26 protein-coding genes and 1 tRNA gene are annotated in these 26,388 nt (G+C 63.2%); 13 read left to right on the top strand and 14 right to left on the bottom strand.

Annotation, left to right across the window (positions count from 1 at the left end):
* Window positions 1-3 precede the first annotated feature (3 nt).
* From ACSBM8_RS06815 to ACSBM8_RS06780, 8 genes are all read left to right on the top strand, one after another.
* On the top strand, window positions 4-975 hold the full coding sequence (locus ACSBM8_RS06815) for an MBL fold metallo-hydrolase (RefSeq protein WP_442680889.1): 972 nt from the start codon (window positions 4-6) through the stop codon (window positions 973-975).
* Window positions 976-978: 3 nt separating this feature from the next.
* The gene (locus tag ACSBM8_RS06810; protein ID WP_442680888.1) at window positions 979-2,094 is read left to right on the top strand and encodes an FAD-dependent oxidoreductase; all 1,116 of its coding nucleotides are present in this window, start codon (window positions 979-981) and stop codon (window positions 2,092-2,094) included.
* Window positions 2,095-2,106: 12 nt separating this feature from the next.
* Window positions 2,107-3,009, top strand: a complete 903-nt coding sequence (locus ACSBM8_RS06805) for a VOC family protein (protein ID WP_442680887.1) — start codon at window positions 2,107-2,109, stop codon at window positions 3,007-3,009.
* A gap of 4 nt (window positions 3,010-3,013) precedes the next feature.
* Entirely contained in the window at window positions 3,014-4,180 is a 1,167-nt protein-coding gene (locus tag ACSBM8_RS06800) for an alpha/beta hydrolase family protein (protein ID WP_442680886.1), read from the top strand.
* On the top strand, window positions 4,177-4,677 hold the full coding sequence (locus ACSBM8_RS06795) for a hypothetical protein (protein WP_442680885.1): 501 nt from the start codon (window positions 4,177-4,179) through the stop codon (window positions 4,675-4,677). Before ACSBM8_RS06800 ends, ACSBM8_RS06795 begins: the two co-directional genes overlap by 4 nt.
* Window positions 4,678-4,681: 4 nt before the next feature.
* Window positions 4,682-5,248, top strand: a complete 567-nt coding sequence (locus tag ACSBM8_RS06790; protein WP_442680884.1) for a cupin domain-containing protein — start codon at window positions 4,682-4,684, stop codon at window positions 5,246-5,248.
* A 19-nt stretch (window positions 5,249-5,267) separates the two neighbouring features.
* The gene (locus tag ACSBM8_RS06785; protein WP_442681509.1) at window positions 5,268-6,230 is read left to right on the top strand and encodes a fumarylacetoacetate hydrolase family protein; all 963 of its coding nucleotides are present in this window, start codon (window positions 5,268-5,270) and stop codon (window positions 6,228-6,230) included.
* 595 nt (window positions 6,231-6,825) lie between these two features.
* Window positions 6,826-7,581, top strand: a complete 756-nt coding sequence (locus ACSBM8_RS06780) for a prolyl hydroxylase family protein (protein WP_442680883.1) — start codon at window positions 6,826-6,828, stop codon at window positions 7,579-7,581.
* Between the two features lie 2 nt (window positions 7,582-7,583).
* Here the strand turns inward: ACSBM8_RS06780 and ACSBM8_RS06775 are convergent, their stop codons facing one another.
* The 3 genes from ACSBM8_RS06775 to ACSBM8_RS06765 form a co-directional block, all read right to left on the bottom strand.
* Window positions 7,584-8,120, bottom strand: coding sequence for a L,D-transpeptidase (locus ACSBM8_RS06775; RefSeq protein WP_442680882.1), 537 nt, complete (start codon window positions 8,118-8,120; stop codon window positions 7,584-7,586).
* Window positions 8,121-8,420: 300 nt separating this feature from the next.
* Window positions 8,421-10,961 carry a two-partner secretion domain-containing protein gene (locus tag ACSBM8_RS06770; protein WP_442680881.1) on the bottom strand — a complete coding sequence of 847 codons (2,541 nt, stop codon included), beginning with the start codon at window positions 10,959-10,961 and terminating at the stop codon, window positions 8,421-8,423.
* Window positions 10,962-11,017: 56 nt separating this feature from the next.
* A complete protein-coding gene (locus ACSBM8_RS06765) occupies window positions 11,018-12,679 on the bottom strand; it encodes a ShlB/FhaC/HecB family hemolysin secretion/activation protein (protein WP_442680880.1) in 1,662 nt (553 codons plus the stop codon).
* 619 nt (window positions 12,680-13,298) lie between these two features.
* Between ACSBM8_RS06765 and ACSBM8_RS06760 the strand changes: the two genes are divergently transcribed.
* Window positions 13,299-14,132: a hypothetical protein gene (locus tag ACSBM8_RS06760; RefSeq protein WP_442680879.1), complete on the top strand. Its 834-nt coding sequence runs from the start codon at window positions 13,299-13,301 to the stop codon at window positions 14,130-14,132.
* Window positions 14,133-14,622: 490 nt separating this feature from the next.
* On the opposite strand, the gene ACSBM8_RS06755 is transcribed toward ACSBM8_RS06760, so the two are convergent.
* The 4 genes from ACSBM8_RS06755 to ACSBM8_RS06740 all read right to left on the bottom strand — a co-directional run bounded on the left by ACSBM8_RS06755 (window position 14,623) and on the right by ACSBM8_RS06740 (window position 17,709).
* A complete protein-coding gene (locus tag ACSBM8_RS06755; RefSeq protein WP_442680878.1) occupies window positions 14,623-15,438 on the bottom strand; it encodes an alpha/beta hydrolase in 816 nt (271 codons plus the stop codon).
* Between the two features lie 28 nt (window positions 15,439-15,466).
* On the bottom strand, window positions 15,467-16,084 hold the full coding sequence (locus ACSBM8_RS06750) for a hypothetical protein (RefSeq protein WP_442680877.1): 618 nt from the start codon (window positions 16,082-16,084) through the stop codon (window positions 15,467-15,469).
* 807 nt (window positions 16,085-16,891) lie between these two features.
* Window positions 16,892-17,056, bottom strand: coding sequence for a hypothetical protein (locus ACSBM8_RS06745; protein ID WP_442680876.1), 165 nt, complete (start codon window positions 17,054-17,056; stop codon window positions 16,892-16,894).
* Window positions 17,057-17,295: 239 nt separating this feature from the next.
* Window positions 17,296-17,709 carry a c-type cytochrome gene (locus tag ACSBM8_RS06740; protein ID WP_442681508.1) on the bottom strand — a complete coding sequence of 138 codons (414 nt, stop codon included), beginning with the start codon at window positions 17,707-17,709 and terminating at the stop codon, window positions 17,296-17,298.
* 347 nt (window positions 17,710-18,056) lie between these two features.
* Between ACSBM8_RS06740 and ACSBM8_RS06735 the strand changes: the two genes are divergently transcribed.
* Both ACSBM8_RS06735 and ACSBM8_RS06730 read left to right on the top strand, forming a co-directional pair.
* Window positions 18,057-18,422 (top strand): RcnB family protein, encoded by a 366-nt coding sequence (locus ACSBM8_RS06735; protein ID WP_442681507.1) that lies wholly within the window; start codon window positions 18,057-18,059, stop codon window positions 18,420-18,422.
* Between the two features lie 151 nt (window positions 18,423-18,573).
* Window positions 18,574-19,281 (top strand): hypothetical protein, encoded by a 708-nt coding sequence (locus ACSBM8_RS06730; RefSeq protein ID WP_442680875.1) that lies wholly within the window; start codon window positions 18,574-18,576, stop codon window positions 19,279-19,281.
* A 49-nt stretch (window positions 19,282-19,330) separates the two neighbouring features.
* Here the strand turns inward: ACSBM8_RS06730 and ACSBM8_RS06725 are convergent, their stop codons facing one another.
* Together ACSBM8_RS06725 and ACSBM8_RS06720 are read right to left on the bottom strand one after the other, a co-directional pair.
* Window positions 19,331-19,456, bottom strand: a complete 126-nt coding sequence (locus ACSBM8_RS06725; protein ID WP_442680874.1) for a hypothetical protein — start codon at window positions 19,454-19,456, stop codon at window positions 19,331-19,333.
* A 167-nt stretch (window positions 19,457-19,623) separates the two neighbouring features.
* A tRNA-Ser gene (locus tag ACSBM8_RS06720) sits at window positions 19,624-19,711 on the bottom strand.
* Window positions 19,712-19,809: 98 nt separating this feature from the next.
* Between ACSBM8_RS06720 and hspQ the strand changes: the two genes are divergently transcribed.
* Together hspQ and ACSBM8_RS06710 are read left to right on the top strand one after the other, a co-directional pair.
* Window positions 19,810-20,190 carry a heat shock protein HspQ gene (gene hspQ, locus ACSBM8_RS06715; protein WP_442680873.1) on the top strand — a complete coding sequence of 127 codons (381 nt, stop codon included), beginning with the start codon at window positions 19,810-19,812 and terminating at the stop codon, window positions 20,188-20,190.
* A gap of 97 nt (window positions 20,191-20,287) precedes the next feature.
* The gene (locus tag ACSBM8_RS06710; RefSeq protein ID WP_442680872.1) at window positions 20,288-20,938 is read left to right on the top strand and encodes a hypothetical protein; all 651 of its coding nucleotides are present in this window, start codon (window positions 20,288-20,290) and stop codon (window positions 20,936-20,938) included.
* Between the two features lie 291 nt (window positions 20,939-21,229).
* On the opposite strand, the gene queE is transcribed toward ACSBM8_RS06710, so the two are convergent.
* The 5 genes from queE to ACSBM8_RS06685 form a co-directional block, all read right to left on the bottom strand.
* Window positions 21,230-21,877 (bottom strand): 7-carboxy-7-deazaguanine synthase, encoded by a 648-nt coding sequence (gene queE, locus ACSBM8_RS06705; protein WP_442681506.1) that lies wholly within the window; start codon window positions 21,875-21,877, stop codon window positions 21,230-21,232.
* The gene (queC, locus tag ACSBM8_RS06700; protein WP_442680871.1) at window positions 21,877-22,575 is read right to left on the bottom strand and encodes a 7-cyano-7-deazaguanine synthase QueC; all 699 of its coding nucleotides are present in this window, start codon (window positions 22,573-22,575) and stop codon (window positions 21,877-21,879) included. Before queC ends, queE begins: the two co-directional genes overlap by 1 nt.
* A gap of 246 nt (window positions 22,576-22,821) precedes the next feature.
* Window positions 22,822-23,730: an Hsp33 family molecular chaperone HslO gene (gene hslO / locus ACSBM8_RS06695; protein WP_442681505.1), complete on the bottom strand. Its 909-nt coding sequence runs from the start codon at window positions 23,728-23,730 to the stop codon at window positions 22,822-22,824.
* Between the two features lie 155 nt (window positions 23,731-23,885).
* Window positions 23,886-24,818 (bottom strand): ornithine carbamoyltransferase, encoded by a 933-nt coding sequence (gene argF / locus ACSBM8_RS06690; protein ID WP_442681504.1) that lies wholly within the window; start codon window positions 24,816-24,818, stop codon window positions 23,886-23,888.
* A 142-nt stretch (window positions 24,819-24,960) separates the two neighbouring features.
* Complete coding sequence (locus tag ACSBM8_RS06685; RefSeq protein ID WP_442680870.1) at window positions 24,961-26,151, bottom strand: aspartate aminotransferase family protein; 1,191 nt, start codon at window positions 26,149-26,151, stop codon at window positions 24,961-24,963.
* Window positions 26,152-26,388 lie beyond the last annotated feature (237 nt).

The following is a 26,388-nucleotide window of genomic DNA, read 5'->3' as shown; positions in this document are numbered from 1 at the left end:
ATAATGTCGGCTTTGCTTTTCGCCGTCGCGCTCCTCCTGTCCGCTGCTTCAGCAAGCGCGCAGGTGGCTGCGTACGGCGGCAGCGCGAGCCAGTGGGTCACGCTCGGGACACGCGGAGGGCCGATTGCCGATGCCGAGCGCGCGCAACCCGCCAATGCGCTGCGCATAGGCAACGTCACCTATCTGGTGGACGTCGGCGACGGCGCGGTCGAGCAACTGGCCAAAGCGGGCATTCCTTTGACGAGCGTCAAGGCGGTCATTCTCAGCCACCTGCACTTTGATCACACGGCCGGCCTGTTCGCCGTTCTGGGCCTGCGCTGGCAAACCAATGTCGATGCGCCGCTGACCATTTACGGCCCGCCCGGCACGCGCACGCTTGTCAACTCGCTGATCGCGGCCATGGAACCGACAACGCGGTCGGGCTATGGCATGCCCGGCGCCCCTGCCCGACCGGCCGGCGCAGGCATTACCGTAGTAGAAATCGTAGACGGGACGCGCTTCGACCTGGGCACGGTCAAAGTCCGTGCGGTCAAGAACAGCCATTACAGCTTCGCCGCGGGAAGCGCCGACGACCGCGCATATGTGTCGTTCGCATTTCGTTTCGACATGCCGGACCGGACGATCGTGTACACTGGCGATACCGGGCCAAGCCGTGCCGTCGAGAAGCTCGCCAGCGGCGCAGATCTGCTCGTCTCCGAGATGATCGACGTCGATCGCACCATGGCGGACGTGCGGCGCACCATGCCCAATGCAGATGCGCGCGCGGCGGCAAGCGTAGAAGCCCATCTTCGGGCGCACCATCTCGCGCCCGAAGATGTCGGCAGACTGGCCGGGGCGGCACATGTGAAAGCGGTGGTGGTGACGCACTTCGTTGCGCCGCGTGCCGATGCCGGAACGCAGCTCGGTTTCCTTGCGCAGATTCGCGGCAATTATGCGGGCCCTGTCGTCATAGCCCGCGACCTGGAGTCATTTTGATCAATGGATAATCTGAATATTCTCATGATCGGTGGCGGCATCGGCGGGCTGACCGCCGCGATCGCGCTGCGGGCCAAGGGCCATCGCGTCACCGTTATCGAGCGCGACCCCGACTGGTCGGTCTACGGCGTCGGCATCATCCAGCAGGGCAATGTGATCCGGGCCATGGCGGATCTGGGCGTCATCGACGATTACCTCGCCGCCGGCGTAGGATTCGACTATGTCGCAGTCCACGCGCCGGACGGCACTATGGTTGCGAAAGTGCCCTCCCACCGCCTGGTCGAACGCTATCCGGCCAACTTGGGGATCGGACGGCGTGCGCTCCACAAGGTTTTGGGCGACCGCGCGATTGTCGCCGGTGCGGACGTGCGGCTGGGCATCACCGCCGAACGCATGGACGATGAAGGCACGGACGTCGCGGTCGCATTTTCCGATGGCACCAATGCGCGCTACGATATCGTGCTCGGTGGCGACGGCCTCTATTCGCAGACGCGCGCCTTGCTGTTCCGCGATGCGGCAAAGCCCGAATATACCGGCCAGGCGGTGTGGCGCTACAATCTGCCGCGAACGGCCGGCATGGATGCGCTTCACGTCTATAACGGCCGGATCGGCGCGGGTCTGGTGCCGATCAGCGAAGAGCTGATGTACATCTATCTGACGACGCCGGAGCCCGGTAATCCGCGCTATCCGACGGAAGGGCTTGCCGCCGCGATGCGCGAAAAGCTGCAGTCGCACGCGCCGGCCATCCGCGAGCTCGCCCAACATATCGTCGACGACGAGGGTGTCGTCTATCGCCCGCTGGAAACGCATATGCTCGAAGGCGCATGGCATGCGGGGCGGATCGGCCTGCTGGGCGATGCCGTTCATGCCACGACCCCGCATCTGGGCCAGGGCGCCGGCATGGCAATCGAGGATGCGCTCGTTTTGGCGGAGGAACTCACCCGCCAGGAAACGCCCGAGGCCGCATTCACCGCCTATCGCGACCGCCGGTTCGAGCGCTGCCGCTACATTGTCGAGACATCACTTTCGATCTGCCACGGACAGATCGGCAGAGGGCCGCCGGTCGATAACGCCGTCGCCACCGCCGAGATGTTCGCGCGCACCGCCCAACCGATTTGAAGGAAGTATCTGATGAGTCGCGTTACCGAGATCCGCTATGTTGGCTATGGTGTCGAGGATTTCGACACCGAGCGTAAATTCTATTCCGAAGATTGGGGACTGGTGGAGGTCGCCGCCGAGGACGGCATGGCCTGGTTCAAAACCCACGGTCATGACGAGCATCATGTCCTGCGCCTGCGCAAGGCAGACACAAACCATGTCGATGTCATCGCGCTTGCCTCGGACACGCGGGGCGATGTCGATGCGCTGCACGACAAGGTCATCGCCGCGGGCTGCCGTATCATCCATGCGCCAGCCGAGCTGAGTTCACCGGGCGGCGGCTACGGTTTCCGCTTCTTCTCCCCCGACGGCCTGCCGTTCGAAGTCTCCAGCGACGTCGCCCGCTCCGACAAGCGCGCGATGGTGCGGTGGGAGGCGATGCCGGTGAAGATCAGCCACATCGTGCTTCATTCGCCCGACCATAAAGCGATGGTGAACTTCTTCGTCGATGTGCTCGGCTTCCGCGTGTCCGACTGGCTCGGCGATTTCATGTGCTTCCTGCGCTGTAATTCGGCGCATCATCGCATTGCGCTGCTGCCCGGACCGCCCTGTCTCAACCACGTCGCCTACGATATGCTGAGCGTGGACTGCATGATGCGCGGCGCAAGCCGCCTGCGGAAGCGCGGCACCGATCTGCGCTGGGGCCCGGGCCGGCATACGGCAGGCAATAACGCCTTCAGCTATTTCACCACGCCCAACGGTTTCGCGGTCGAATATACGTCCGAGCTGGAAGAGGTGGATTTCGAAACCCACCAGGATCAGGTGTTCGAGCCGGGCCCGCAGGTCATGGATCAATGGGGCACCGGCGTCGGCGGCCCGCAGACCATGCCGCATCCCAAGCCCGATCCCTGCCTGTTCCAGCCGGCGGACGTCTGACGCCATGGCCCTGTTCGAATATTTCCCGAACTATATCTGGAACCTGTCGGTTTCGATCGCGATGGAGAGCGGTGGCCGCATCGGCGAGATCGTCGATATGTGCCAGCCGATCCGCGATGCGGCGGCCGCGGGTGCCGATGCGGGCACGCCCCAGTTCATGGCACGCTGGGTGGAGATGGCGGATCGCCTGATCGGCCTTGCCGACGAGGACCGGGCCCAGGACCGCGCCTTCTCGGCGTCCGACAAGCTTGAGCGTGCGGCGCTCTATCTGCTCGTGGCCGAGCGGATGCAGGCCCATGGTTCCGCCGGCCGCGAACAGACCTATGCGCAGGCCCTGAAGATCTTCGCCGACTCCACCCAGCTCGGCGGCCTCAATCGCGAGCGGGTCGAAATCCCGCTGGCGACAGGCATGATGCCCGCGATCTTCACGCGCGCGCCGGGCACCGGTCCCAAACCGGTGGTCGTCTATTGCAACGGCCTCGATAGCTGCAAGGAACTGCTTTATTGGTCGCGTCTGCCCGAAGCGTTGGCCCGGCGCGGCATCTCCACCTTATGTGTGGATCAGCCCGGCACCGGTGAGGCGTTGCGGCTGCAGAATCTGCCGGTCGATCCCCACAGCGAACATTGGGCCAGCAAGGCGGTCGATTGGCTCGAAGGTCAGGCCGATATCGACTCCGACCGGATCGGCATGACGGGCATCAGCCTGGGCGGGCATTTCGCGCCGCGTGCGGTCGCCTACGAACCGCGTTTCGCGTCGGGCGCCGTCTGGGGCGCCAATCACAATTGGCGTGAAGTGCAGGACAAGCGACTGCGCCGCGAAGGCGAGAATCCCGTACCCCATTATTGGCAGCATGTGTTCTGGGCGTTCGGTGCCACCGACATGGAGGATTTCCTGGCCAAATCCACCGACATGAACCTCACCGGCCATATGGACCGGATCAAGGTTCCGTTCCTCGTCACCCACGGCGCGCGCGATCGTCAGATTTCGGTCGATTATGCCCATCAGGCTCATGACCAACTGGTCAACAGCCCTCGGCGCGAACTGAAGATCTTTACCGATCGCGAGGGCGGCGTGGAACATGTCGGCGCGGACAATATGTCGTTCGGCCGCGACTATATCGCCGATTGGTTTGCGGACACGTTGAACGGCCGCCTCGGCCCGGCCCGATGAGGGAGGCCGCCGGCTATATCCGCCGCGAGACGCGCGTCAGCATGGCGATCAACGCGGCGCTGAGTCTGGCCTTCTATCTCCTCTTCTTCGGCCTCGGCGGGCCCGTTCCTATCGGTGGGCTCGGTGGATTTGCCTTCGATTTCATCCCGCAATCCTTCGCGATCACACTGATGTCCGTGCTCGTGCCGGGCCTCCTCACCGCCCGTAAGCTCGCCGCCGGCAAGCTCGCACCCCAGCCAGGGAAGTCCGCTTTGCCGCGATCCTTATGGCTCAGGGGGCTGCTGATGGCGTCCTTGGCCGCGCTAGTGGGCGCGGCGGGCGGCGGCGTCCTGATGCTCGCCTGCGGATCGGCGTGGATCGCCTGGCCCGCCGGCGCCGCGATCAAGATCGTATACGGCCTTCTGCTCGCCCGCATCGTCACGCCGCTCGGCCTCATCGCCGCCCTGCGCCGCAGCGTGGTGACGCCCCAACCCCGGCCTCAGGCCATGAAAGGATAATCGCATGTCGACTGCGCCGTTCCGCCGCATTGTAACCGGGCACGACTCGGCAGGTAACGCCATCATCCAGGAGGACGGTCCGCCACCGCGCGCCCAGCGTATCGGGGGAGAGATCGGCCCGATGTTCTACGAGGTGTGGAACACGCGGGCGACGCCAGCCCCCATCGATCGCGCGTCCGGCGAGCCCGCCGAGGAAGGCATCATCCTTGCCCCGCCCAAGAACGGCACACGCATCCGCGTGCTCGACATTCCGCCAGAAGACGCCCGCATCGCCACCATCACGCCCGAAGAGGCTCAGGCCCATTTCGCCGAGGTCGGCGCCGGCGCGGCATCCTCGCATTCGTCGGTCGGATCGCGCCATGCCTTCATGCATCGCACCGAGACGGTCGATTATGGCATCGTACTGGAAGGCGAGCTGGTCCTGATCGTCGACGATGGTGAAACGGTCGTGCGCGCCGGGGACATCGTGATCCAGCGCGGCACCAATCATGGCTGGGCCAATCGGTCCGACCGCAATTGCCGCATCGCCTTCATTCTGATCGACGGCGCGTTCGAGGAAGGACTTGCCTGACATGACCGGAAACACGGGCATGCGCCTCGCAACACGGGATAATGGTACGCCGGACGGGGAATTGCTGGTCGTCTCGAACGATGGCGCACGGGCCCTGCCGGCGGGGGCACGCTGGCCCAATCTGCTGACGGTCATGGGATCATGGAACGAGGCGCATCCGCACCTGCAAAGCCTGTCCGGGGAGGTGGAGACATCCGGCACGACCATCGATCCCGGTACCTTACGGGCGCCCCTGCCCCGTTCCTGGCAATGGCTCGATGGCTCCGCCTTTTCCACGCACGGCGATCTCATGCAAATTGCCTTCGGCACCGATCCGATCGAAACGACCAAGCCACTGATGTATCAGGGCCTGTCCGACCGTTTTTACGCGCCGCACGAGCCCGTGCCCTTCCTGCGCGAACAGGACGGGATCGACTTTGAGGGCGAGTTCGGTGTGATCGTCGATGCGGTACCGATGGGCGTGACGCCGCAAGACGCGCTCCGCCACATCCGGCTGATCGTCCAGATCAACGATTGGTCACTGCGTGCGCTGGCGGTGCCGGAGATGAAGACCGGGTTCGGCTGGATTCAGGCCAAGCCCGCCTGTTCGATGGCGCCCTTCGCGGTCACACCGGACCAACTCGGCGAATTCTGGCGGGATGGACGTGTCCACCTCGATCTCGACATTCGATGGAATGACAAACAATTCGGACGTGCCAATGGCGGCGAAATGGCGTTCGGCTTTCACGAGCTCGTCGCCCATGCGGCCGGCACCCGCGATCTGGTCGCGGGCACGATCATCGGCTCAGGCACGGTCGCCAATGCCGCCTATCGCGATGTCGGCTCCAGCTGCATCTCGGAGCAGCGCGCCATCGAGATGATCGAGACCGGGAAGCCAGCAACCGCCTTCATGTCGTTTGGGGATCGGGTACGCATGGCGGCCCATACGCCCGATGGGCAGATGCCTTTCGGCGTGATCGATCAGAGCGTGGTTCGGCAGTAAGCGTGGCCCGAGAAGCAGCGATCGGCAATTTCTAATGGTTAGCGGTCTGACGACCTTGCGATAATTATCGAGCGAAAGCCGTCATCTCGAAACGGTATTGCGACGCCTCGCCCAGCGCATGGCTCCGGCGCCGTTAGCGGTCAGCCAAACCCTCTGAGCGCCAGAATGCGCGATGACCGGGCGTCGGGAGGTGGGGAGCGGTAAAGCCGTCGCGAACGGCGGCGTAAGGATCTTGCCTACCGCCTGATCGACTACGACGATAATCGATATTCCCAGTTCGGCTGGACGCGATCGGCAGCGTCATGGCTCCGCAATCAGCACCGTTGGATGCAGCGATACAGGGCGCCGACACTACCTTACCCCCATTGGTAGCGTAGTAGAGGATGCTCGGCCGTCATGAAGGAAGACGAGCGATTGTCACAAAACCGACAAAAAACTTGTCGGCCTGTCGATCCATTGTGCGTTTTGCCAAGGCCATGAGGACGATACCAAGCCGGAGAGCATGCGCGAGTTGACAGGTCGGTCGATGCCAGCGAGGCTCAGCGAACTTCGGCCTCCCGTCGCAGCGTGAGCAGTCCTCGGCGGGTGCATGTGCATGAATGGCAATCAAAAAGTCGGTCAGCTCAACAGCGGTTCTCTCCTGAACGGTCCGCCAACGCCCCCAAGATTTGCGGGCAATGTGGCATTGCGGGACGGTTTAGCCGAGGCGTTGGAGCGCGCCGACGCCGCGATGTCCGTGCGGGAAAGGATCACCGAATTCCCCAGCTCGGCACGCATCCCGGCGAAGAATTTCGAACTCTATATCGTCCGCAACTTCCTCACGCTCGAGGAGTGTGCCGCACTGATCGCCGTTATCGATGCCAATCGTATACCCTCGCCCGTGGTGTCGGACGACCCCATCCCGGCATACCGGACGAGCGAGACCTGCTATCTTTATCCCGCCAGTCCAATTGTCGCGACTATCGAAGCCCGGCTTGATCGGCTCACCGGGATCGACCCTGTCCAGGGCGAACTCCTACAGGGCCAGCGTTACGCGGTGGGCCAAGAGTTCAAGCCGCACCACGACTTCTTTGATACGAACCAATCCTATTGGCAGGAGCAAGTCGCCATTGGTGGCCAGCGGACCTGGACGGCAATGGCATTCCTTAACGAGCCCGCGGCCGGCGGGCGAACGAACTTCCCGTCGTCCGACATCCTGATCGCGCCTAAACCAGGCAATCTGCTTATCTGGAACAATATGGACGAATTGGGCTCACCGAACCAATTATCGCTGCACCAGGGAATGCCGGTAGAGCTTGGGCTGAAATATGTTCTCACCAAATGGTATCGTGAACGCCGCTGGGGGAGCTAGCATCAGGGCGCGTCTGCTGCGGCGCTCGAGCCTTTGGTTACTTGGTCTCTCGAAACCGGGAAGACTGCATAGATTGGCTTGGTTTCCGGCAAAATGTAAACGATGCCGACCGTGCCTTTAAACGCTGGAACGACCACATTGTCATAAAATGCCGCAGGCACGTTGATGCAGCCGAACGAAATGCGATTGTCGAGCGGGGAGGATGAAGCGAGGCGCTGCGCGCGCCGATCCTTGGGCTTGCCGACGATCACGCGGTGCAAGGAGAGCGCGGCATCGTAATCGATCCACAATATGTCCTGCTCGAAGTCATGCCCTAGTGCGGCCACAAACCGACCAGCGGGCGTAGTCCGCTCGCGCGGCAGGATCGTTGCGAGTTTGCGTTGACCGATGCCAGGAACGCTTTCGTCGCCGCGCGCCACGCCCAGCAATGCGGGCGCGGCACCCCGCAAATCCCCCCGCGGGCCGAACAGGAACACTTTCGCGCTCAGCTTATCGACGATGATGAACGGCAAAGCGCGATTGTCGCCCGATGCTGCCACCCAATTCACAACTCCGCGGACGTCTGCGGATACAGTCTCGCCGTGAAAGTCGACCCTGAACTGCGGCTGGCTTGCGTTTCTGCCCCTCTCCGAAATCGAGGGTTGCGACGATGATCCAGGGGCGGCTTGAACCGGTAACGGGGCTGGCTCGGCAGCGACAGGGCCAGGACATGCCAGTCCAAGAGCGAAAGCGGCGAGAGCCGCCCGTGCAATGACAGCCGAACTGCGAGCTTTCCCCCTCAACGGCGGCAACCGTATTACTTCACGCCGACCACCGGAACGTCTTGCTGAAAGATGCACTTAGTGGCGCGCCTGCTTCCGCGGGTAAACCGGCACGACCGGAGCCGGCGCCTCGGGAAGCGCAGGGCTTATCGGCTGCTCCTCGGCAACGGGAACAGGCTGGCTGACCGGTATCACCGGCATCCTGACGCCGCCTTCCAGTACGGCCAGCTGCACGCCCATAGGAGCGGGGACCACCGCGGGGGCAATGCCGATCAGCGGAATTGTCAGCAAGGCCAGCGTAGGCGCCGGAGCGGGTGCAGGCGCTGGGGCGGGAGCTGGTGCAGGAGCGGGCGCGGGTGCCGGCGCGGGAGCTGGTGCGGGCGCCGGGGCTGGTGCCGGAGCAGGAGCCGGCGCTGGTGCGGGAGCTGGTGCTGGTGCGGGCGCCGGGGCTGGTGCGGGCGCCGGGGCTGGTGCGGGCGCCGGGGCTGGTGCGGGCGCCGGGGCTGGTGCGGGCGCCGGGGCTGGTGCGGGCGCTGGAGCTGGTGCCGGAGCGGGCGCGGGAGCTGGAGCTGGTGCTGGTGCTGGCGCCGGTGCTGGCGCAGGCGCCGGTGCTGGCGCAGGCGCCGGGGGAGCCGCGGTGATCCTGCCGGTAGTCCTTGTAGGCAAGCCGCAGCAAGGGGTCGCAAGTGCGTATTTGGCCGCATCTGCACCGGCGATTGTATATCCCGCATAGGTAATTCCGAGATTCGAACCGGGATCGGAGCTGTCAAACACGGCGGTAGCGCCTGGGCCGGCAACCAGTGTCACGCCCGCTGGCACACCCGAGGTCGCGGTGGTCTTGAACCGGGTCAAGGTCACCGCGGTGGTGCCGTCTTCCTGCTTCGTGGCCGTCGGGAAAAGCAGCATATGCTGGGTCAGCACGAAGCCCGCCGACATCGGGAAGAATAGCGAATAGTCCGTCGGCACGGTGTAGGAGACCGGATTGTAATTGATGGTGACCGGCGCTGCGGTGGTGGTGACGGTCGGCGTGCCTGGAGCAAAGGTCAGCGTACCCGCAGCGACGCCGGGCCCAGTTCCCGCGTTGCCGGTGATGATCGTCGTGCCGGTGGGTAGGCCAAGACTTTGCGCCGCGAGCGCCGCGCCGTTGGTGAGGGTGATCTTACCGGCCACAAGCACGTTGAAGCCCGCGCAGATCATCAGATTGCCGTCGGTGATCGTCAACACGCCCACGTTCACGTTCCGTCCGGAACTCAGCAGGACGCTTCCGTTCGTGGTCGTGATGGCGGCGTTGATATTGGCGTCCCGGCCGCAACAGACCACGACATTGCCGTTAGTGGCGGTGATCGCCGCGTTGACGTTGACGTCTCGCGCTGCGTTGAACGTCAGCGTCGTGGTATTCGGTGCGGCCGTCCACGTCACCGTCTCGTTGACGAAAATGTCCCCGTTGCCAGGCGCGGCCGTGTTCAGGGTCGTAAGTGGCGGGGTGGCCCCATTAGTTGTGTCCAGGCCGGTCTGCGTGGTGATGGTGACGCTGTTCGTTACCAACAAAGTGGAAAGCTGGGCGCCGGAAATATTGCCCCCCGCCTCTACCGTGAAATCCTGCGGATCGATCAGCCAATTGCCGGTTTTGCCGTGCAACGAGGCGGTCGTAATATGTGCGTTATCCGCGATCTTCACGGTAGCGGCCGACGTTTCGATAAAACCGCCATTTCCTGCGGCCGGGGCGCTCGCATCGAGCGTGCCGCTCATATTCAGCGTGCCGCTCTGCATGTCCCCGAGCAGCATGATCACGCCGCCCCTGCTCTCCAGCGTCTGCGCTTCGATCACGCCGTCATTGTTGACGACGGTGTGCAGCAACGCCCCCGCGGACTGGGCCGTCATCAGCACCGTTCCGCCATTCGCGCGGATCAGCCCGCCATTGCCGACGAGCGCGTTCACCGCCCCCCTGTCGATTGCGACGTTGAGCAGTCCGTCGCCGGCCACGTCAAGCGTGACAGCCTCGCCGCCCGCCAGCACAACGGTGCCAAGATTGGCCTGGATCAAACCCTGATTGCTGACGGACGCGCCGAGCAACGCGACATAGCCGCCATCGGCCTTGATCGTCCCCTGATTGAGAACCGTGCCGCCCGTGCCCGCAAACTTATAATGCCCCGCCATGAAATCCGCGTCGGAGAGATTCAACGTGGAAGCGACCAACCCGCCGACATTCACATTCGCCCCCTTGCCGAACAGGATACCGTTTGGGTTGACGAGAAACACTTTGCCGTTGGCGGAAAGGTTGCCGAGGATGACCGACGGATCGGCTCCGGTCACGCGGTTGAGCGCGACCGCGTGCGCATTGGGCTGAACGAAGACAACGCTATTGCCTTTGCCAATCGAGAAACCCTGCCAGTTAATCGCGGTCGACTGGCTCGATTGCGTGATGGTGACATTATTCGCGCCGGTCGCGATACTGGCAGTACCGGCGCTGACGGAGCCGCCCGTGGGCAAGGGCTGAGCCACCGCGACAGACGCGCACAAGCCAAAGGCGGCCAGGCTTGCGAAACGGGCAAGGCCGGTCGAGGCAAACAAGGTCAACCCAAGGCGCGGGGCGGGACGCTGAGCGGAAAAACTGATCATATTACTGTCCTTTGATGCGCGAATTGCTGCGGCCGTGCTGCTGCGGCGGCGGGTCATCAGAACAGCTTCGATATCTGGAACCAGAAGCGCCCCGATCGATCGGGGCCCGAGGTGACTGCCTCGTTGCCGAGGCGGCGGGCGTAGCTGGCGCGGAGCGCAAGGCCGTGGGGGCCGTACCAGTTCACCCCGCCACCATAGCCGCTGCGGCGGGCGTGGTTCGAGCCAACGAACCAGGGGTTGTGCGCATAACGCACCTCGCCCGTATCGATGAACCCGATCAGCTGGAAATGGCCCGGCAGGCCGGGGGTCCAGCGGTCGAGGTTGAGGCGCGGTTCGATCGTCGCGACGTAGCCCGTATCCCCATAGGCCTCGCCTTCCGGATAGGCGCGTACCGCATAGGCGCCGCCGAGCTCCATCTTCTCGGAGCTGTCGAGATTGTTGAACGCGACCTGCCCGCGCACGGCGCCATAGATGGTGACCGGGCCGCTGACCGTCTGGAGGCGCGCGATCGAGCCTTGGAATTTGCCGAATCCGCCGCCGCTGCGCGCGGTCAGCGCATCGGCGGCACGCTCGCGCGGATCCTTGAAATGGAGATCGCCGAAGCTGACGCCGGCCGAGAAATTGTTCCAACCGCTGCTGTCGCGCGTATCGCCGCTGAAGCCGAGCGTGACCGCCGCGCTGTTCCGCCGCGAACGGGTGGACGTGGCGTCGATATTGTCCTTGAGCAACTTATAGTCGACGCTCGCCAGCGCATAGAGGTTCACGTCTCGCGAACGGATCAGAGGATAGCTGACGAAGCCGCTGAAGATGTCCGCCGTGCCATCGGCATCGAGCGCGTTGAATTCGCGGCCGAGATCGTAGCGCAGATGCGTATAGGCAGCACCGACGGTGAAATTGCCGACCGGTGCCTGATAGGCGACACGTCCGTAGCCTAGCCCGCCGCTCGAACCCAGCACGCGCAGGCTCAGAACATCGCCGATTCCAGCGGGATTGTTGACGTAGACGCTGCCACCCAAACGATACGTCCCGGTATAGCGATTGCCGGCATTATCCGCTTCGACGCTGCCCGTGACGCTGCGCCCGGGCGCGACGTCCACAATCAGATCGGACGTGCCGACCGCGCTGCCCGGCGCGAGCGTCGATTTGACCCGCACGCCCGGCATGTCCGACAATAACAGGAGCCGCCGCTCGAGTGGCGCGGTGGTGACAATGTCGCCACTGTCGAGGCCGGACAGAATTCCTTGCGGTACTCGGTTCGAAAGCCGCGTGGCGTTGCGAATATCGATCTTACCGTAGCGGCCCTCCAGAACCACGATCGTGACCGTTCCTCCATCGACATTCTGTTCGGGGACATAGGCCCGCGCTAGGAAATAGCCGCGCGCATTGTAGAAATCCGAAATCCGCGCTGCCGCGTTGCGGAGCTCGCCCAGCGTCATGGTGCGACCCAGGACAAGGCCAGTTGCGGAAATCAATTCCGGTTCGGAATATAAGCTCTGCCCGGTCACGTGCAGCACGTCGACGCGGACGCTTGGCCCGGCTGCACCTGACGTCACCGAAGGGGCGCGGCGCTCTAGGGCAATATCGGGCGACGCCTTCTCCCGCATCGGGGGAGGCGGAATCTGCTGCAGCTGGACGCCGACGCCCGGGATCGCTTGCTGCGCGAAAGCGACTTGGGCGGTCGCAGCGAGCGCTACCGTAAATAGGGATTTGGTAAGCATTTACATCTCAGGCGCCGCGCGGATCAGGCCGTGAGACTCGTCACGCAGCGGTGACGGCATCCACGTAGCAAGGCTAGACCAGTGGCGAACGCAGCATAATGAGCGTATCGCAGGATCCGTCTAAAAGTGATCCATTAATAAAACATTGTGCTAACTAACGAAGTTCCAGAGGAATTTAATTTATATCCGGACGGGTATTTTTAACACACATTTATCTAACACTAATATTCCCACGAATTCTCGTTATAGTGCCTACGCAAATTAATTTACTAAAAAATAGTGATGTGAATTATAACCGATTCTAATAAAAAATGGACCATTATACGCATTTCTGGATGAAATCCGCCGCCCCTCTTCTAGACTTGGGACGATCGCCGTCGAGTGGGCGCTGCGACATGCTGCTATTGTCGAGGATTATGATGTTCTGCCTCGTATCGACCGAGTGCGGACATACTGAGAGATAGCCGGGTGTGTTACCCGTCTCTGAAGCCATGGTCGAAAGAGGTGAGGTCGACTGGATACAGGACGCATGCCACAAATTTCGTGGAAATGATGGATCTGAGGCCCTTGTCTTAGATCAAATGGCGGTTAGTCTAGACCTGTCTTCGGGGGAGCGACGATGCCTTACCGCCAAGCTTATCGCTGGCTGCTCATGCTATTTCCGCTAATCGCCGTCGCCTTCTGGCCCGGTTATTGGGGGCAACTGGGCACGGCACCTTTTGCTCTACATGCTCATGGCTTGACGGCCACAGCGTGGCTGATGCTGCTCACATTTCAGAGCTGGTCTATTCATGCGCGCCGGGCACATTGGCATCGCACTGCCGGCCTCGCCACATTCATTGTACTGCCTTTATTCGCGGCAGCCGGACCGCTGGCGTTGCAAGGCATGGCGCGATTGTGGCGAACCAACGCTGACCCATTTCACGCAGCGTTCGGTTCGCAACTGGTTATCGCCGACATGATCGCTGGGCCCACTGTCGTCCTTCTGGTCGTCTACGCCTTTGCGCGCCGCCGCGACAGGGAGAGGCACGCCGCCGCCATGCTCGCGACAGCGTTGCTCGTTCTGGCTCCAATCATCGGCCGACTGTTTGCGCGCATTCCCGGGTTTCCTCATGGTGGCTGGGCCGGGTTCGGCGGTTTCCGTCTGGCGCTTCAGCTTGCAGAGGGGCTGACCTTGGTGATTGCACTCAACCTCGCGCATCGCTCGTCCACCGCCCGGTTCGGTTTCGGCCTCGCTGCGTTCGCCACAGCCGCGCAGATGGTCGGCTTTGAGACGATCGGCCGCACGTCGGCTTGGAATAATTGGGTCATGCTGCTGACCGAAATCCCGTCGATGCCCATGGCTCTTGCGGCGGGAACGAGCACCGCGCTCCTGCTATGGTGGGCTTGGCGAAATCCGCTGGCTGTTTTGCAACGGACACGAGAGCCGGCGCCACCTGCCACGCTTGTTTAGAGGCTAAGCAGCAAATGTCTGTCGCCATCACCAACCTCTTTCTCTGCGTATTGATGGCCGCGGGCGGTCGCTTCGCTTATGGTGTCGCCGCCGGCATCGTGTTCCGTGTCGCCTTCGATCTATGATATCCCTCAAAACGCGCTGATGCCGCTGGCCACAACCGATGCAGACAGCCGCTTCCGTTTCGCTGGCTTGGAGAGTTCCCGCGACCAGGCACAAATCTGGACGGTAAAACTCGTGAAAGGAGGCGTGCGTCCCCATCGCTTGCTGCGACGTAAGACCTCTGCTCGAACATCTTAGGCCGCTCTCTGACGGATACCACCGTTCGCGGAGACGACCTTTATGCGGAACGGTTCTCACGCAAGAACAAGTCAGGCGCTTTCTACTAATTGCCGTCGTTTTACGTGCCCGGGTATCACGCTGCCAACTTTCGGCTCGATTTAGCCGCCACGCTACAAAGCTGCACCGTACAGCGCACAACTATCAACCACTATTGCTCTTGACCGGAAAGCGCGCGCAGCCACGCTGCGGTGCGAACCTGTGATGCCTGAGTATAGGCAAGTTCATGCCCGGTCTCCGGCACGATTTCCAGACGAGCGCCCCGGTTCCTTGCACGAAGGGCGCGGCCCTGTTCCACCGGGATCAGCGGATCTGCCGCGCCATGCAGGATCAGGATCGGGCAAGCCACACGCTGCAGTTTATCCTGGTTGTCATAGCGGTCGTGCAGCAACCACCGGACCGGCACGAAGGGATAATGGAACCGAACCACATCCCCCATGCGGGTAAAGCCAGAGACGAGTACCAGCCCTGCAACGCGATGCGTCGCCGCCATTTCCGTCGCAACGCCCGATCCCAGCGAATTGCCCATCACGATCGTGCGGCTCGGCGGCGTGCCGTGCGTCGCCAGCCAACGGAGCGCTGCCGCACCGTCGCGGTATAACCCCTCTTCGCTGGGCCTGCCCGGGTTGCCGGCATAGCCGCGATATTCAGGCAGCAGCAGTCCATAACCCTGCGCGGCGAACAGCGCGGTTGCCGCGCGACTTCCCGCGAGGGAATCGCCATTGCCATGGAAGAACAGGATGGTTGGCCGCCCGCCCTGTGATGGCCTGTACAGCGCCCGAAGAACGATTCCGTCCGTCGTCGTCAGCGACACCGCCCGCATCCCCGCCTCGGCGGATAGCGCCATAGCAGCGCCGTCGAGAGGAGCGGGATAGATGAGGGTGCGCTGCTTGGCGTAGAGCCAGCCCAGCGTACCCCCATAGAGCATGCCCGCCACCGCCAGCCCGCCCAGCAGGATCTTCGCCATCACAGCGCGAACTTATGTACGGAGTGGATCAGCCCCGGCCGGAAATGCATTGTTTCAGCTTACGACGCGCTTCGTCCCCGTTTTTCCAGCCTATCTCTAGCGTCTTGTTCTTGCCGAACGTGAGCCGGTAGTGCGTCGTGTCCTTCATTCCGTCTAACATTGCATCCGCGCTGGGGACGGCGAACGCGATGGTTCCCAACCCGGCCCCGGTCGCGGCATAGTTGATGGCCCGTACCGTGCTCGGATTCCCGTCCCCGTCGTCCAGCGTGGTCAGGATCAGGCTTTGCTTCTTCGGACGGGGTAATTGGCTTGCCGTGAACCACAGCATCGCCCCCCGATAATCGTCACCGGGGCCGGAAAGCGTGATGATGCCGTCCAGCGTGCCATAGGCAGCCATGCAATAATCGCCCCGCTTCACGCCGGGTGCAGGTTTGAAATACGTCCAATAGCCGCTGCGCAGGCGCTGATACAGCGGATCGTCGGTCATCCGCACCGTGTCCTGGAGCATGATCTTTGCCATGGCCATCACAGCCGCGGCCATATTGCCGGCGGGATCGCTAGGCCTGTCGGCGCCCGCGGTGCTGGCGGACGATCCATCGGCTACGCAGAGCGGCGTCGGCGCCACTCCCACCCCGCCGGGCGCCATACCTATCATCCGTTGGCCAGGCGCAGAGCCACTGCAAGCGAACGTCTGGGCATCCGCGGGGGAGCCCAATCCGACGCCGACCATGCAGCACGCCGCTGGGACACCCAGCAACAGGCCCAACCTTATCGACGTTGCGGGCCGACAGCGGGCGTGGCCACGATCCTCTCTACCTGTTTCCATTGCACTCACCCTTATGCGCCACGCACCCCGTGACAGCGTCGACATTCCAGAAATTGAACACCGTGTATATCTTATACTTCCGATGAGGCAACCTTCGGTCGTTTCTCAGAGCAAAGCATCATTTGCGGGGACTTTTTAGGATATGGCGCGGAGCGCCCACCAAGGCCCGCCGTGACGGGAGGCTCCGATCTAGCTGCGGCCTGGATCTTTCCGGCATAGGCCACCTCAGGATCTGAATCTTTATTGCGCTCGCGCGCGACTTCACCGCTGGACGGCCCGCACAGCCTTGCCTGCTAATTCACGTCCGCGCAGTGTGCCACGGCATGACGACGCAGCGTGTATGCTGCTCGAAGAGTGCGACAAAAGCGGGCCCTGGGCGGTGATCGGGTGCCCTCAAAATCGACCGCAAACCAATCAGGACTTGGGACCCTTTGTCAGCCCGCGAACGCCGCGAAATAGTGCGCTGATGCGTTAGCCCGGATCGCAGATCGACACCTGGCATTCCGCAACCTCCTCAGTTCCCGTCGCATGACCTGGCCTGAGGAAACTTTGGCAGCTCAGTAATGCTTCCCGTCAGTGCGGCTTCGCCAACCGCCAAACGAGCACAAGCGCTCGACTACCGATTCATTACTGGCAGCGTTGCTTGGACCGTTCGAAATGAGGTTCGCCGATCCGTTCGTAAATCCGTTCGACGTAGGCATCTGCTAAACGGAGGTGCACCGACTTGGCGGCGCCGGACGCTTCCAAGGCTTGTGCCCGCTCCGCAGCCTCGCGCCGCAGCAGATATGCCAAATCCGATGCTTCTATCGATTCCATAAGAATCTCCGCTTCGGATAAAAACTACACCATTTTGGAATGAGCTCAACTGTTAGAAGATGCCCATAGCCTAAGCCCCAGCCCAACGTCAGGCTGGTTCGCGGCTTCGGAGAACAAGGCGCTCGGCCCTCTCGCGCCCCCCACCCCGGATCACACGTTCAGATGCAAGGTTAAGACGCTTATGGGCGGTTGCCCGCAGAGGTAATGGCGAGGCGCTAGCCCTGCGTCTTAAGGTAGGCTGCAAGGTCAGCACGATCTAACGGATCCTGCAGGCCCTGGAATCCCATCGAAGTACCGGGAACAAAGCGCTGCGGGCTCGTCAACCAGCGATCCATCCGGTCCTCTGTCCAAACGCCTCCTGCGCTGCGAAGGGCATCGGTGTAGCCAAATCGCGCGCTGTTATGTGCCACCGGGCTCCCCATGATACCGTAAAGATTAGGGCCTGCATTATCGGGAGCGCCCTTCCCGATCGTGTGGCACGCGGCACATCGGCCGAAAATAGCTCGGCCACGGGAGGCGTCGGCAACCCGCGCGAACGCCGCCGGCGTGGGGTTGCTCCCAGCCGCGCGGCGCCGCGCCTCTTTGTCGTCGCCCGAGCAGGAAGACCCTATGACAAGCAGTACAACCATGCAGGCGATGCGCGGTGAACGCTGAAGCATGGTTTCATCTTCGTGCATTTTCCGCGCCAAGGCCACGTCGACTTTTGGAAAGCCCAATTGCCAGACGCTCAGCCTGCCTCAGCACTCGTTAGAAACGGCCGATTGCTCCTTTCGGCTGAGTAAGTGGCCGCCCAGTTGATGGCCCTGACGGTATGGGATGGCGAAAGCAGGCATTGGAGCCTGTCGGTCGCATGAGGGGCGGCTTGGTACGCCGCGACACTTTGCGACAATTTCGTGCGTCGGCGGAGACAGGCCTGCGACAGGTGGCGCCCAGATAGGTGTCGACGCCAGCGACGGCGCCGATGTTTCGGAGACAGATTATGAAGAAGTTCATCCTTGCAGCGCTTGCCGCGTCGGTTGCCTTGAGCCCGATGGCCGCCTCGGTCGCCAACGCACAGGGTCATCGCACAGAGCGCCACACCACAATCGTGAAGCGTAATGGCAATGTTGTGCAGAAGACGGTCGTGCAGCGGAATGTCCCGCATTATCGTAGCGATTGGCGCAAAGGCCAGCGCTTCGATCAACGCCAGGCCCGCAATTACCGCCAGATCGACTATCGTAACTATCGCGGCCTTCGTGCCCCGCCGCGAGGCTATCGTTACGTCCAATCGGGCAACGATGCGGTGCTGGTGGGTATCACCAGCGGCATCATCGCCGCGGTCGTTGCGGGCGCCATTCGGTAGCCCAACCCGACTTGCGACAGGGACACAGGCGGCGGTGCCTTCGGGCACCGCCGTTTTGTTGCGTGTTCCGCCGATCCAGGACCTTGATTCGCAAAAAGGGGACACGTTGCCGCGCAAGGCGCGTTGAGACGATACGATTGGGGGAAGGTCCTTGCGGAACCTGGATTTCAGTTCATGGCAAAACCTGCTTGCCACCATGATTGGCCTGGTGCTCGTGACGCTCCTAGGCGTGGGCATCCGCCTGCTCACTATGATGACGTTCCAGCAGCGCCGCGAACGCATGAACAGGCAGATCAACGAGCGGCTCCGCACCCTGATCGCAGCATACAAGACGCTGGGCGGCTCGTTCACCGGCGATCTAGCGGTCGATCCTACGCACAAGCGCGATCTGCAGGTGCGTGAGCAGGCCGAACGGCAGCAGGAACCCATGGCGGCGCTCGATCTCAGCGCTGCAACCGCGTCGCGATCCGATCGCACGCGCCGCATCCGTGACGCAGTAGAGGCGGCCCTCTCCGACATCATCCTGCTCGGAACGGAGGAGCATGTACGCTTGGCGGACAAGGCCGTGCGCGAGCTCGTCGCAGGCCATCCGGTTCACACCCACGCGCTGGTGGTTTCGCTACGCGCCTTCGTCCGCGACGCGCTCGACCTCGATCCGATCCCCGCAGACCTGGAGATTCCGATGCAGGGTCCGGCTAGACCTTCTGGCTCGACCGGCGGCAAGGCCGCCGCTGCGAAGAACGATGCTGGCGGGGGCGCCGGTGGCGGTGGCGGTGGCGCAATGGGTGGCGGTGGAGAGGGTGGCATGGGTCCCAGCCTTTCCGTGCACGACGATCAGCACGCCATTCATCAAGGATAGCTTCCCAGATTCTCACGCGCTGACCGCGCCTCCGCGGTCAGACAAGCGATCACTGCCCCTCGGAGACGCCATGCCACGCGCGAGCGACGACTTCGAACGCAGTCCGTCCCTGCAGCAGATTGGCATCGATCATGCCGCGCGGCTTAGCGGCGCGGATCTTGGCGTCGGTGAGCATGGCAATCTCCAGGACCACGTTTTTCCCATGCCAGGACCACGTCTGGGACCACACCGATATTTGGAGGCGTGCGGACCAGCATGGCCGGGTCGAGCCGCTAAGGGCTCGATTTCAAAGGAAGATCGTCAATCCCGGTGGACGTGTGGGGCCTCCTGTGGAGGCCCCCCTGGCGGAGAGGGTGGGATTCGAACCCACGGTACCTTGCGGCACAACGGTTTTCGAGACCGTCCCAATCGACCACTCTGGCACCTCTCCGTAGCGGGGTCCGGCCGAAAGAGCGGTGCCCCTAACGCACACGAGCGCGCTTGCCAAGCGTGGCTTGCACAGGAAAGATGCGACATTAAATTAAAGCCATGATTCCTTCCCGCAGTACGATCATCCCACCCCTCGGTCTCGACACGATGCCACCGGTATCGGAAGCGCGCTTCACGATCGGGGATGTCGTGCGTCACCGCCTGTTCGCGTTCCGCGGCGTCATCTTCGATGTCGACCCCGTCTTCGCCAATAGCGAGGAATGGTATGCCGCCATTCCGGAAGACGTTCGGCCGAAGCGCGATCAGCCCTTTTACCACCTGCTCGCGGAAAATTCGGAGAGCAGCTACATCGCCTATGTCAGCCAGCAAAACCTGGAACATGACGAAACCGAAGAGCCGATCGACCACCCCGCCATCCCCGGATTGTTCGAGCCGTTCACCGAGGGCCGCTATGCGCTGCGGCGGGAACATCGCCACTAATTGCACCTGATGCGCCCGAAGGTTTAGAGTGCGGGCTGTAAATGCTTTTCCCTGCCGCCAAAGCCGCTAAAGGTTCGGTGAATTGGAGAGTATGTGCATGACGGCTCGTTTCTATCGTTCCTTGGGCTTGATCGCGCTGGGCGCCGCAGCGGCCAGCTTTGCCGCCCCGGCGCAGGCCTATCTTTTCTGGTCCCGCCCTGCGCTGGCGGGCACGCCCGCGGCCGGCGGCGAAACCGGTATCACGCTGCCCATGCCGGGCGCACAGCCGAAAGAGCTTGAGGCCAATCTGGTCTGGACGCTGCGCGCCGGCCTGAACGTCGCCGCGCTGCAATGCCAATTTGCGCCCACGCTGCGAACGGTCGAAAATTACAACAATATGTTGCGCCAGCATTCGGCGGAGCTGCAGGCGACCTACGCGACGCTGACCGCTTATTTCAAACGGACCGGCGGCAAGGCGTGGCAGAATGCGCTCGATCAATATACCACGCGCACCTACAACAGCTTCTCGACCCTGCAGGCACAGCTGATCTTCTGTGAAACCGCGGCCTCGATCGGCCAGCAGACGCTGGACGAGACGCGCGGGCACCTTGGTGAGGTTGCGGTCGCGCGTATGCGCGAATTCCGCAACAGCCTGATCCCTGCCGGCGATCGGGCATTCGCGATGCGGAACAGCGGCATGGCCCTCGCGCCGATCTCCGATCCCCGCTGCTACAACAAGCGCGGCAAGGAAATCCGCTGCAAGAATTGATCGGCGCTTCACGCTCAGGCGGCGGCGTCGCCTGAGGCAAGCCCGCTTCCTGCTGTCATTACCGCTCGGCGATGACGGGGCCGCGTCCGCGCGCTTTTCAGACTCGCAACCCAGATACGCCGTAGAGCGTGATGACTTCGGTAGCGCCCGTTCGTCTCGAGTAGCGATCGAGCTTGTCGAGAGCGCGTATCGAGAGACACCCGCCAATGCCTCGATACGCGCCCTCGATACGCCCTGCGGGCAACTCGGTCGCTACTCGGCACGAACGGATCAGTGTAAAGTCATCATACTCTAACGCAACCCGGCAACCTTGTGCGTCTGGATCGACAGCCGCCAGCGCGGGTTGCGCAGGACAAAGCCGATCGCGGCCGCCCGCGCCTCAACCGCATGCGCGCCATCCATCGGCTGTACCAGCAGATGCTGAAAGTCCCAGCTTTCGAGCGTGGCCACATCGATGCCGGGCTGCGGCCAGACCAGCTTCAATTCGTCCCCGCTGCGCTGGACGATCGTCGTGCCCGCTTTGGGGCTGACGCAGATCCAGTCGATCCCCTCCGCCACCGGCAATGTCCCGTTGGTCTCGATCGCGACCCGAAATCCCCGCGCTTTCAGCGCCGCCACCAGCGCAGCATCCAGCTGCAGCATCGGCTCGCCGCCGGTGAGGACGATCAGGGGCTGCCCGCCCGCTGCGTCCAGATCGCCCGACCATAAGGCCCACGCGCGATCCGCCACCGTATCAGCGTCGCCAAACCGGCCGCCGCCATCGCCGTCCGTCCCGACAAAGTCCGTGTCGCAAAAGCGGCACTCCGCCCGCGCCCGGTCCTGCTCGCGGCCAGACCACAGGTTGCAGCCGGCAAAACGCAGAAACACCGCCCGCATTCCCGCTTGCAGCCCCTCGCCCTGCAGCGTCAGGAACATCTCCTTGATGGCATAATTGCGCATCACGGCACCGCCACATAGCGGGTCGGATCGGGCAATCCCGCCTCGGCGAAACCCTTGCTGCGCAACCGGCAGCTGTCGCACCGGCCGCAATGCAGGTCGCCCGGCTGCGGATCGTAGCAGGACCAGCTCATGCCGGCATCGATGCCAAGACGGGCGGCCTCCGCCGCAATGTCGGCCTTGGTCATATGCAATAATGGCGTCCGCACGACGAACCGATCGCCCTCCACGCCGGCTTTCGTGGCCAGATTGGCCAGCGCTTCGAAGGCTTCCACGAATTCAGGACGGCAATCGGGATAGCCCGAATAATCCAGCGCGTTGACGCCGATGTGAATCGAACGCGCGCCGGTCGCCTCCGCCAGCCCCAAAGCCAGGCTCAGGAAAATCGTGTTGCGCGCCGGCACATAGGTGCTGGGAATGCCGGGTTGGACGCCGTCTTTGGGGATCGCCATGGCGGCATCGGTCAACGACGATCCGCCGAACCGCGTCAGATCCAGCGGCAGCACGATGTGCCGTATTGCGCCCAGATGGGTCGCGACCCGCGCCGCCGCCTCCAGCTCGATCCGATGGCGTTGATTATAGTCGATCGTCAGCGCGATCAGCGGGTGGCCGGCTTCCACCGCCAGGGCGGCGACGACCATCGAATCGAGACCGCCGGACACGAGCACGACCGCGCCATTTTCTGCTTCATTCTTTTGCATGGCAGCCGAATATAGGATGGATTGTCGTCGCGCAAAAGAAAGGGCCGCCTCGAAGGGCGGCCCAGTATGCCGGTTAGGGCTGTCTAGGGAGGACAGTGCCCGGATGGCACAAGCAGAGCGCTATCACGGGCAAACTAAACCCCGCCTTAACGGGGAATGTGCTGGCTTTGGTTGACCGATGCAATGTGCCGGCTGGCCCCGCGTCGCAGGCGGACCAACCGGCATCATCATGTTGTGCCGGGTCTGTTAAGCTTGTGCCGTCAGCGGCTCGATCTTGAAGGCCCGGGCGCAGAATTCGCAATTGACTTCGATCAGGCCGTCGGGGCCAGCCATTTCTGCCTGCTCGTCTTCCGGAAAGCGCGCAATGACGCTGGCGACATGGTCGGGATCGCAACGGCAGCCGCGACGCGGCGCCACCCCGGGTGTCACCCTGACCTCGTCCTCGTTGAACAGGCGCCAGAGCAACGTCTCCAGCGGCAAGTTGCTATCGGCCAATTCTTCGCTGCGAACGCTGCCGCCCAGCGCCGCGATATGCCCCCACTCCGGATGATCGAGACGCGTGTGGATGCGATCGCGCCCCTCCTCGCCTTCCGGCAGATGCTGCAGCATCAGCCCACCGCCAATCACCTGGCCGTCGGCCGACCGGCCGACGCCGATCCGCACCAGGCTGGGTATCTGCTCGGATTGCGCAAAATAGGATTCCGCCGCTTCGGCCAGGCTGCCACCTTCCAGCGGAACGATGCCCTGATAGCGCTCGCCTGACACCGCCTGGTCGAACGTGATCGCCAGATAGCCTTTGCCGAACAGCGCGAACAGCGAAGGATCGGCTGGCAGCTCCCCCAGCCGGTCCGGGTCATGGCGCAGATAGCCACGCATTTCGCCGCCGCGATAATCGGCGACAAGCAGGTCGATCACGCCATTTTCGGTCTGCGCCTGCAGCGTCAGCTGGCCTTCGACATCCTTCAACGTCGCGCCCAGCAAAGCGGCCAGCACGATCGCTTCCGCCAGCACGCGTTCGATCGCCGGCGGATAGCCATGCGCGGACAGGATGTCGTTCAGCGCCGGCCCCAACCGCACCAACCGGCCACGGGCGTGACGCTGCGGGATGGTGAAGGCGAGCGATGTATCGAGATTTAGGGTCGTCATGGCGTCCATGTAGGAAGCTGTTTCCATTTGGCCACCCGCCGCGCACCGTCGCCCCGGCGCATGACGGGGCCGCTGGAGGTCGGGCCACCCGGCTAAAAACGATCTCCCGTTAAGCGGAACCGTGCGACCCTGGCCGCCGCCAACGGCACTCCGCTTCCGCCCGATCAGATCTTACCGAAACACCATAGCAAAACAGCTTTCTGGGCGTGCAGCCGGTTCTCCGCCTCATCCCAGATCGCCGATCGTGGCCCGTCGATCACCGCATCGACCACTTCCTCGCCACGATGCGCGGGCAAGCAGTGCAGGAACAGGCCGTCACCATTCGCCTGCGCCATCAGCGTCTCGGTCACCTGATAAGGCGCCATCGCCGCCATCTTGGCCTCGGCATGCGCCTGCCCCATCGATACCCACGTATCGGTCAGGACGACGTCGGCGCCGGTCACGGCAAGCTCCGCGTCCCGCGTCAGCACGAACGGATGATTGCCCGCGCGTTCCTTCGCGGTCGCCACCACGGCCGGGTCGGGATCATAGCCCTCCGGGCAGGCCGCCGTCACGTCGAAGCCCAGCAAGCTGCCCGCTTCGATGATCGAATGCAGGACGTTGTTGCCGTCGCCCAGCCACGCCCAGCGCGATCCCTCCAGGTTGCCGCGGCGTTCCATCACCGTCAGCATGTCCGCCATGATCTGGCAGGGATGGCTCTGGTCGGTCAGCCCGTTGATCACCGGGACGGTCGAAAATTCGGCCAGCGCCTCGACCTTGGCATGATCGTCGGTGCGGATCATGATCGCGTCGACATAGCGCGACAGCACCCGCGCCGTATCGGCGATGCTCTCGCCACGGCCAAGCTGCATCGATCCCGCATCCATCACGATCGTCGTTCCGCCCAACTGGCGCATCGCCATGTCGAAGGACACGCGGGTACGGGTCGAGTTCTTTTCGAAGATCATCGCCAGCACATGGCCGTCCAACGGCCGGTCGACGTCCGGCTTTCCTTTCGGCCAGCCGGCACGCATCCTCTTGCGGCTATCCGCATCCGCCAGCATCGCCCGAAGCCCGTCGGGGCCCGCATCGGCAAGATCGATGAAATTCCGGATCACGCGCATTCCCCACTCCGTTCGTGTCGAGTAGGGTTCGAGCTTGCCGAGAACCCGTATCGAGACATTCGCCCGGGCATCCCTCGATACACCATCTCGACAAGCTCGATGGTTACTCGGGACGAACGGGGGCAACGCCCGCCCATCACGCCGCCTCGGGCACCTGATAGCTGCGCGCGCCTGCCGAGAGCTTCTCGATGCATTCCGCCACATGGCTCTCGTCGATGTTCAGCGGCGGCAGGATACGCACGACATTGTCCCCGCCCGCCACCGTCAACAGCCCGTGATGATCGCGCAGATGCGCCACGAAGGCGCGGCTGTCGCTCTTCAGCTTGATGCCCAGCATCAGGCCGACGCCGCGTACGCTGTCGAACAGGTGGTCGTGGTTGGGCAGCAATTGCTCCAACGCCTGGCGCAGGCGGTCGCCCATGCGCTGCACATTCTCCAGGAATTCCGGTTCGCCGACCAGGTCGAGCACCGCTTCGCCGGCCGCCATAGCCAGCGGGTTGCCGCCATAGGTCGATCCGTGCGTGCCGATCACCATGCCCTTGGCCGCCTCTTCGGTGGCAAGGCAGGCGCCCAGCGGGAAGCCGCCGCCAATCCCCTTGGCAACGGCCATGATATCGGGCGTGACACCATATTGCTCATGCGCGAAGAGGGTCCCGGTGCGCGCATAGCCACACTGGACCTCGTCCAGGATCAGCAGCATGCCGTGCTGATCGGCCAGCGCGCGCAGCCCCTTCAGGAATTCCTGCGTGGCAGGCAGGATGCCGCCCTCGCCCTGGATCGGCTCGATCAGGAAGGCGGCCGCGTCCGGCCCGATCGCGGCTTCGGCCGCTGCCAGATCGTTGAACTGGACCACGGTGAAGCCCGGCAGCAGCGGCTCGAACCCGTCGCGCATCTTGGCCTGGTTGGTCGCAGAGATCGCGCCCATCGTCCGCCCGTGAAAGGCATTGGAGAAGCTGATGATGCGGTTCTTCTCCGGCGCGCCGTTGACATAATGATAGCGCCGCGCGGTCTTGATCGCGCACTCGATCGCCTCCGCACCGGAATTGGTGAAGAACACCGTGTCGGCAAAGGTCTTGTCGACCAGCCGCTGCGCGAAATGCTCGCCCTGCGGGGAGCCGTACAGATTGGACACGTGCATCAACGTCGCCGCTTGATCCGCGATCGCCTTCACCAGCGCCGGGTGACCATGGCCCAGGATGTTGACCGCGATGCCCGCCGCCATGTCCAGATAGCGCTCACCCTGCTCGCCGATCAGATAGGCACCCTCGCCGCGCACCGGACGCACGCCACACCGCGGGTAGACGGGCATGAGAGGCGTGATCGGCATCGCAACTTACTCCTAAATCTGGGACGAAAATCGTTCGGAACGGCTCCGGAATAGAAAAGGCGGCCCAAGCGGGCCGCCTGAAGCGCGCCTATAACGCTGCCGCTAGAACGGTGCAATCGTTACGCGTGGTCGCCAGAACGCCCGCGCCAGGTCGTAAGGGCACCCGTCACCCAAAACTTCCCAAGAACAGGAAACAACGCGCAGCCAATTACGGAAAGACGGTAAGGTCGGGACTAT

This window comes from Sphingomonas sp. ASY06-1R, from assembly GCF_052180265.1.
Lineage (GTDB): Bacteria > Pseudomonadota > Alphaproteobacteria > Sphingomonadales > Sphingomonadaceae > Sphingomonas_I.
Note: the sequence above shows the minus strand (reverse complement) of the source record. Positions and strands in the feature narration are given on the sequence as shown.

Coding starts and splice junctions, on each gene's coding strand:
- ACSBM8_RS06815 (WP_442680889.1), top strand. CDS start 4: ATGTCGGCTTTGCTTTTCGCCGTCGCGCTCCTCCTGTCCGCTGCTTCA.
- ACSBM8_RS06810 (WP_442680888.1), top strand. CDS start 979: ATGGATAATCTGAATATTCTCATGATCGGTGGCGGCATCGGCGGGCTG.
- ACSBM8_RS06805 (WP_442680887.1), top strand. CDS start 2,107: ATGAGTCGCGTTACCGAGATCCGCTATGTTGGCTATGGTGTCGAGGAT.
- ACSBM8_RS06800 (WP_442680886.1), top strand. CDS start 3,014: ATGGCCCTGTTCGAATATTTCCCGAACTATATCTGGAACCTGTCGGTT.
- ACSBM8_RS06795 (WP_442680885.1), top strand. CDS start 4,177: ATGAGGGAGGCCGCCGGCTATATCCGCCGCGAGACGCGCGTCAGCATG.
- ACSBM8_RS06790 (WP_442680884.1), top strand. CDS start 4,682: ATGTCGACTGCGCCGTTCCGCCGCATTGTAACCGGGCACGACTCGGCA.
- ACSBM8_RS06785 (WP_442681509.1), top strand. CDS start 5,268: ATGCGCCTCGCAACACGGGATAATGGTACGCCGGACGGGGAATTGCTG.
- ACSBM8_RS06780 (WP_442680883.1), top strand. CDS start 6,826: ATGAATGGCAATCAAAAAGTCGGTCAGCTCAACAGCGGTTCTCTCCTG.
- ACSBM8_RS06770 (WP_442680881.1), bottom strand. CDS start 10,961: ATGATCAGTTTTTCCGCTCAGCGTCCCGCCCCGCGCCTTGGGTTGACC.
- ACSBM8_RS06765 (WP_442680880.1), bottom strand. CDS start 12,679: ATGCTTACCAAATCCCTATTTACGGTAGCGCTCGCTGCGACCGCCCAA.
- ACSBM8_RS06760 (WP_442680879.1), top strand. CDS start 13,299: ATGCCTTACCGCCAAGCTTATCGCTGGCTGCTCATGCTATTTCCGCTA.
- ACSBM8_RS06755 (WP_442680878.1), bottom strand. CDS start 15,438: ATGGCGAAGATCCTGCTGGGCGGGCTGGCGGTGGCGGGCATGCTCTAT.
- ACSBM8_RS06750 (WP_442680877.1), bottom strand. CDS start 16,084: ATGGCGCCCGGCGGGGTGGGAGTGGCGCCGACGCCGCTCTGCGTAGCC.
- ACSBM8_RS06740 (WP_442681508.1), bottom strand. CDS start 17,709: ATGGTTGTACTGCTTGTCATAGGGTCTTCCTGCTCGGGCGACGACAAA.
- ACSBM8_RS06725 (WP_442680874.1), bottom strand. CDS start 19,456: ATGCTCACCGACGCCAAGATCCGCGCCGCTAAGCCGCGCGGCATGATC.
- hspQ (WP_442680873.1), top strand. CDS start 19,810: ATGATTCCTTCCCGCAGTACGATCATCCCACCCCTCGGTCTCGACACG.
- ACSBM8_RS06710 (WP_442680872.1), top strand. CDS start 20,288: ATGACGGCTCGTTTCTATCGTTCCTTGGGCTTGATCGCGCTGGGCGCC.
- queE (WP_442681506.1), bottom strand. CDS start 21,877: ATGCGCAATTATGCCATCAAGGAGATGTTCCTGACGCTGCAGGGCGAG.
- queC (WP_442680871.1), bottom strand. CDS start 22,575: ATGCAAAAGAATGAAGCAGAAAATGGCGCGGTCGTGCTCGTGTCCGGC.
- hslO (WP_442681505.1), bottom strand. CDS start 23,730: ATGGACGCCATGACGACCCTAAATCTCGATACATCGCTCGCCTTCACC.
- ACSBM8_RS06685 (WP_442680870.1), bottom strand. CDS start 26,151: ATGCCGATCACGCCTCTCATGCCCGTCTACCCGCGGTGTGGCGTGCGT.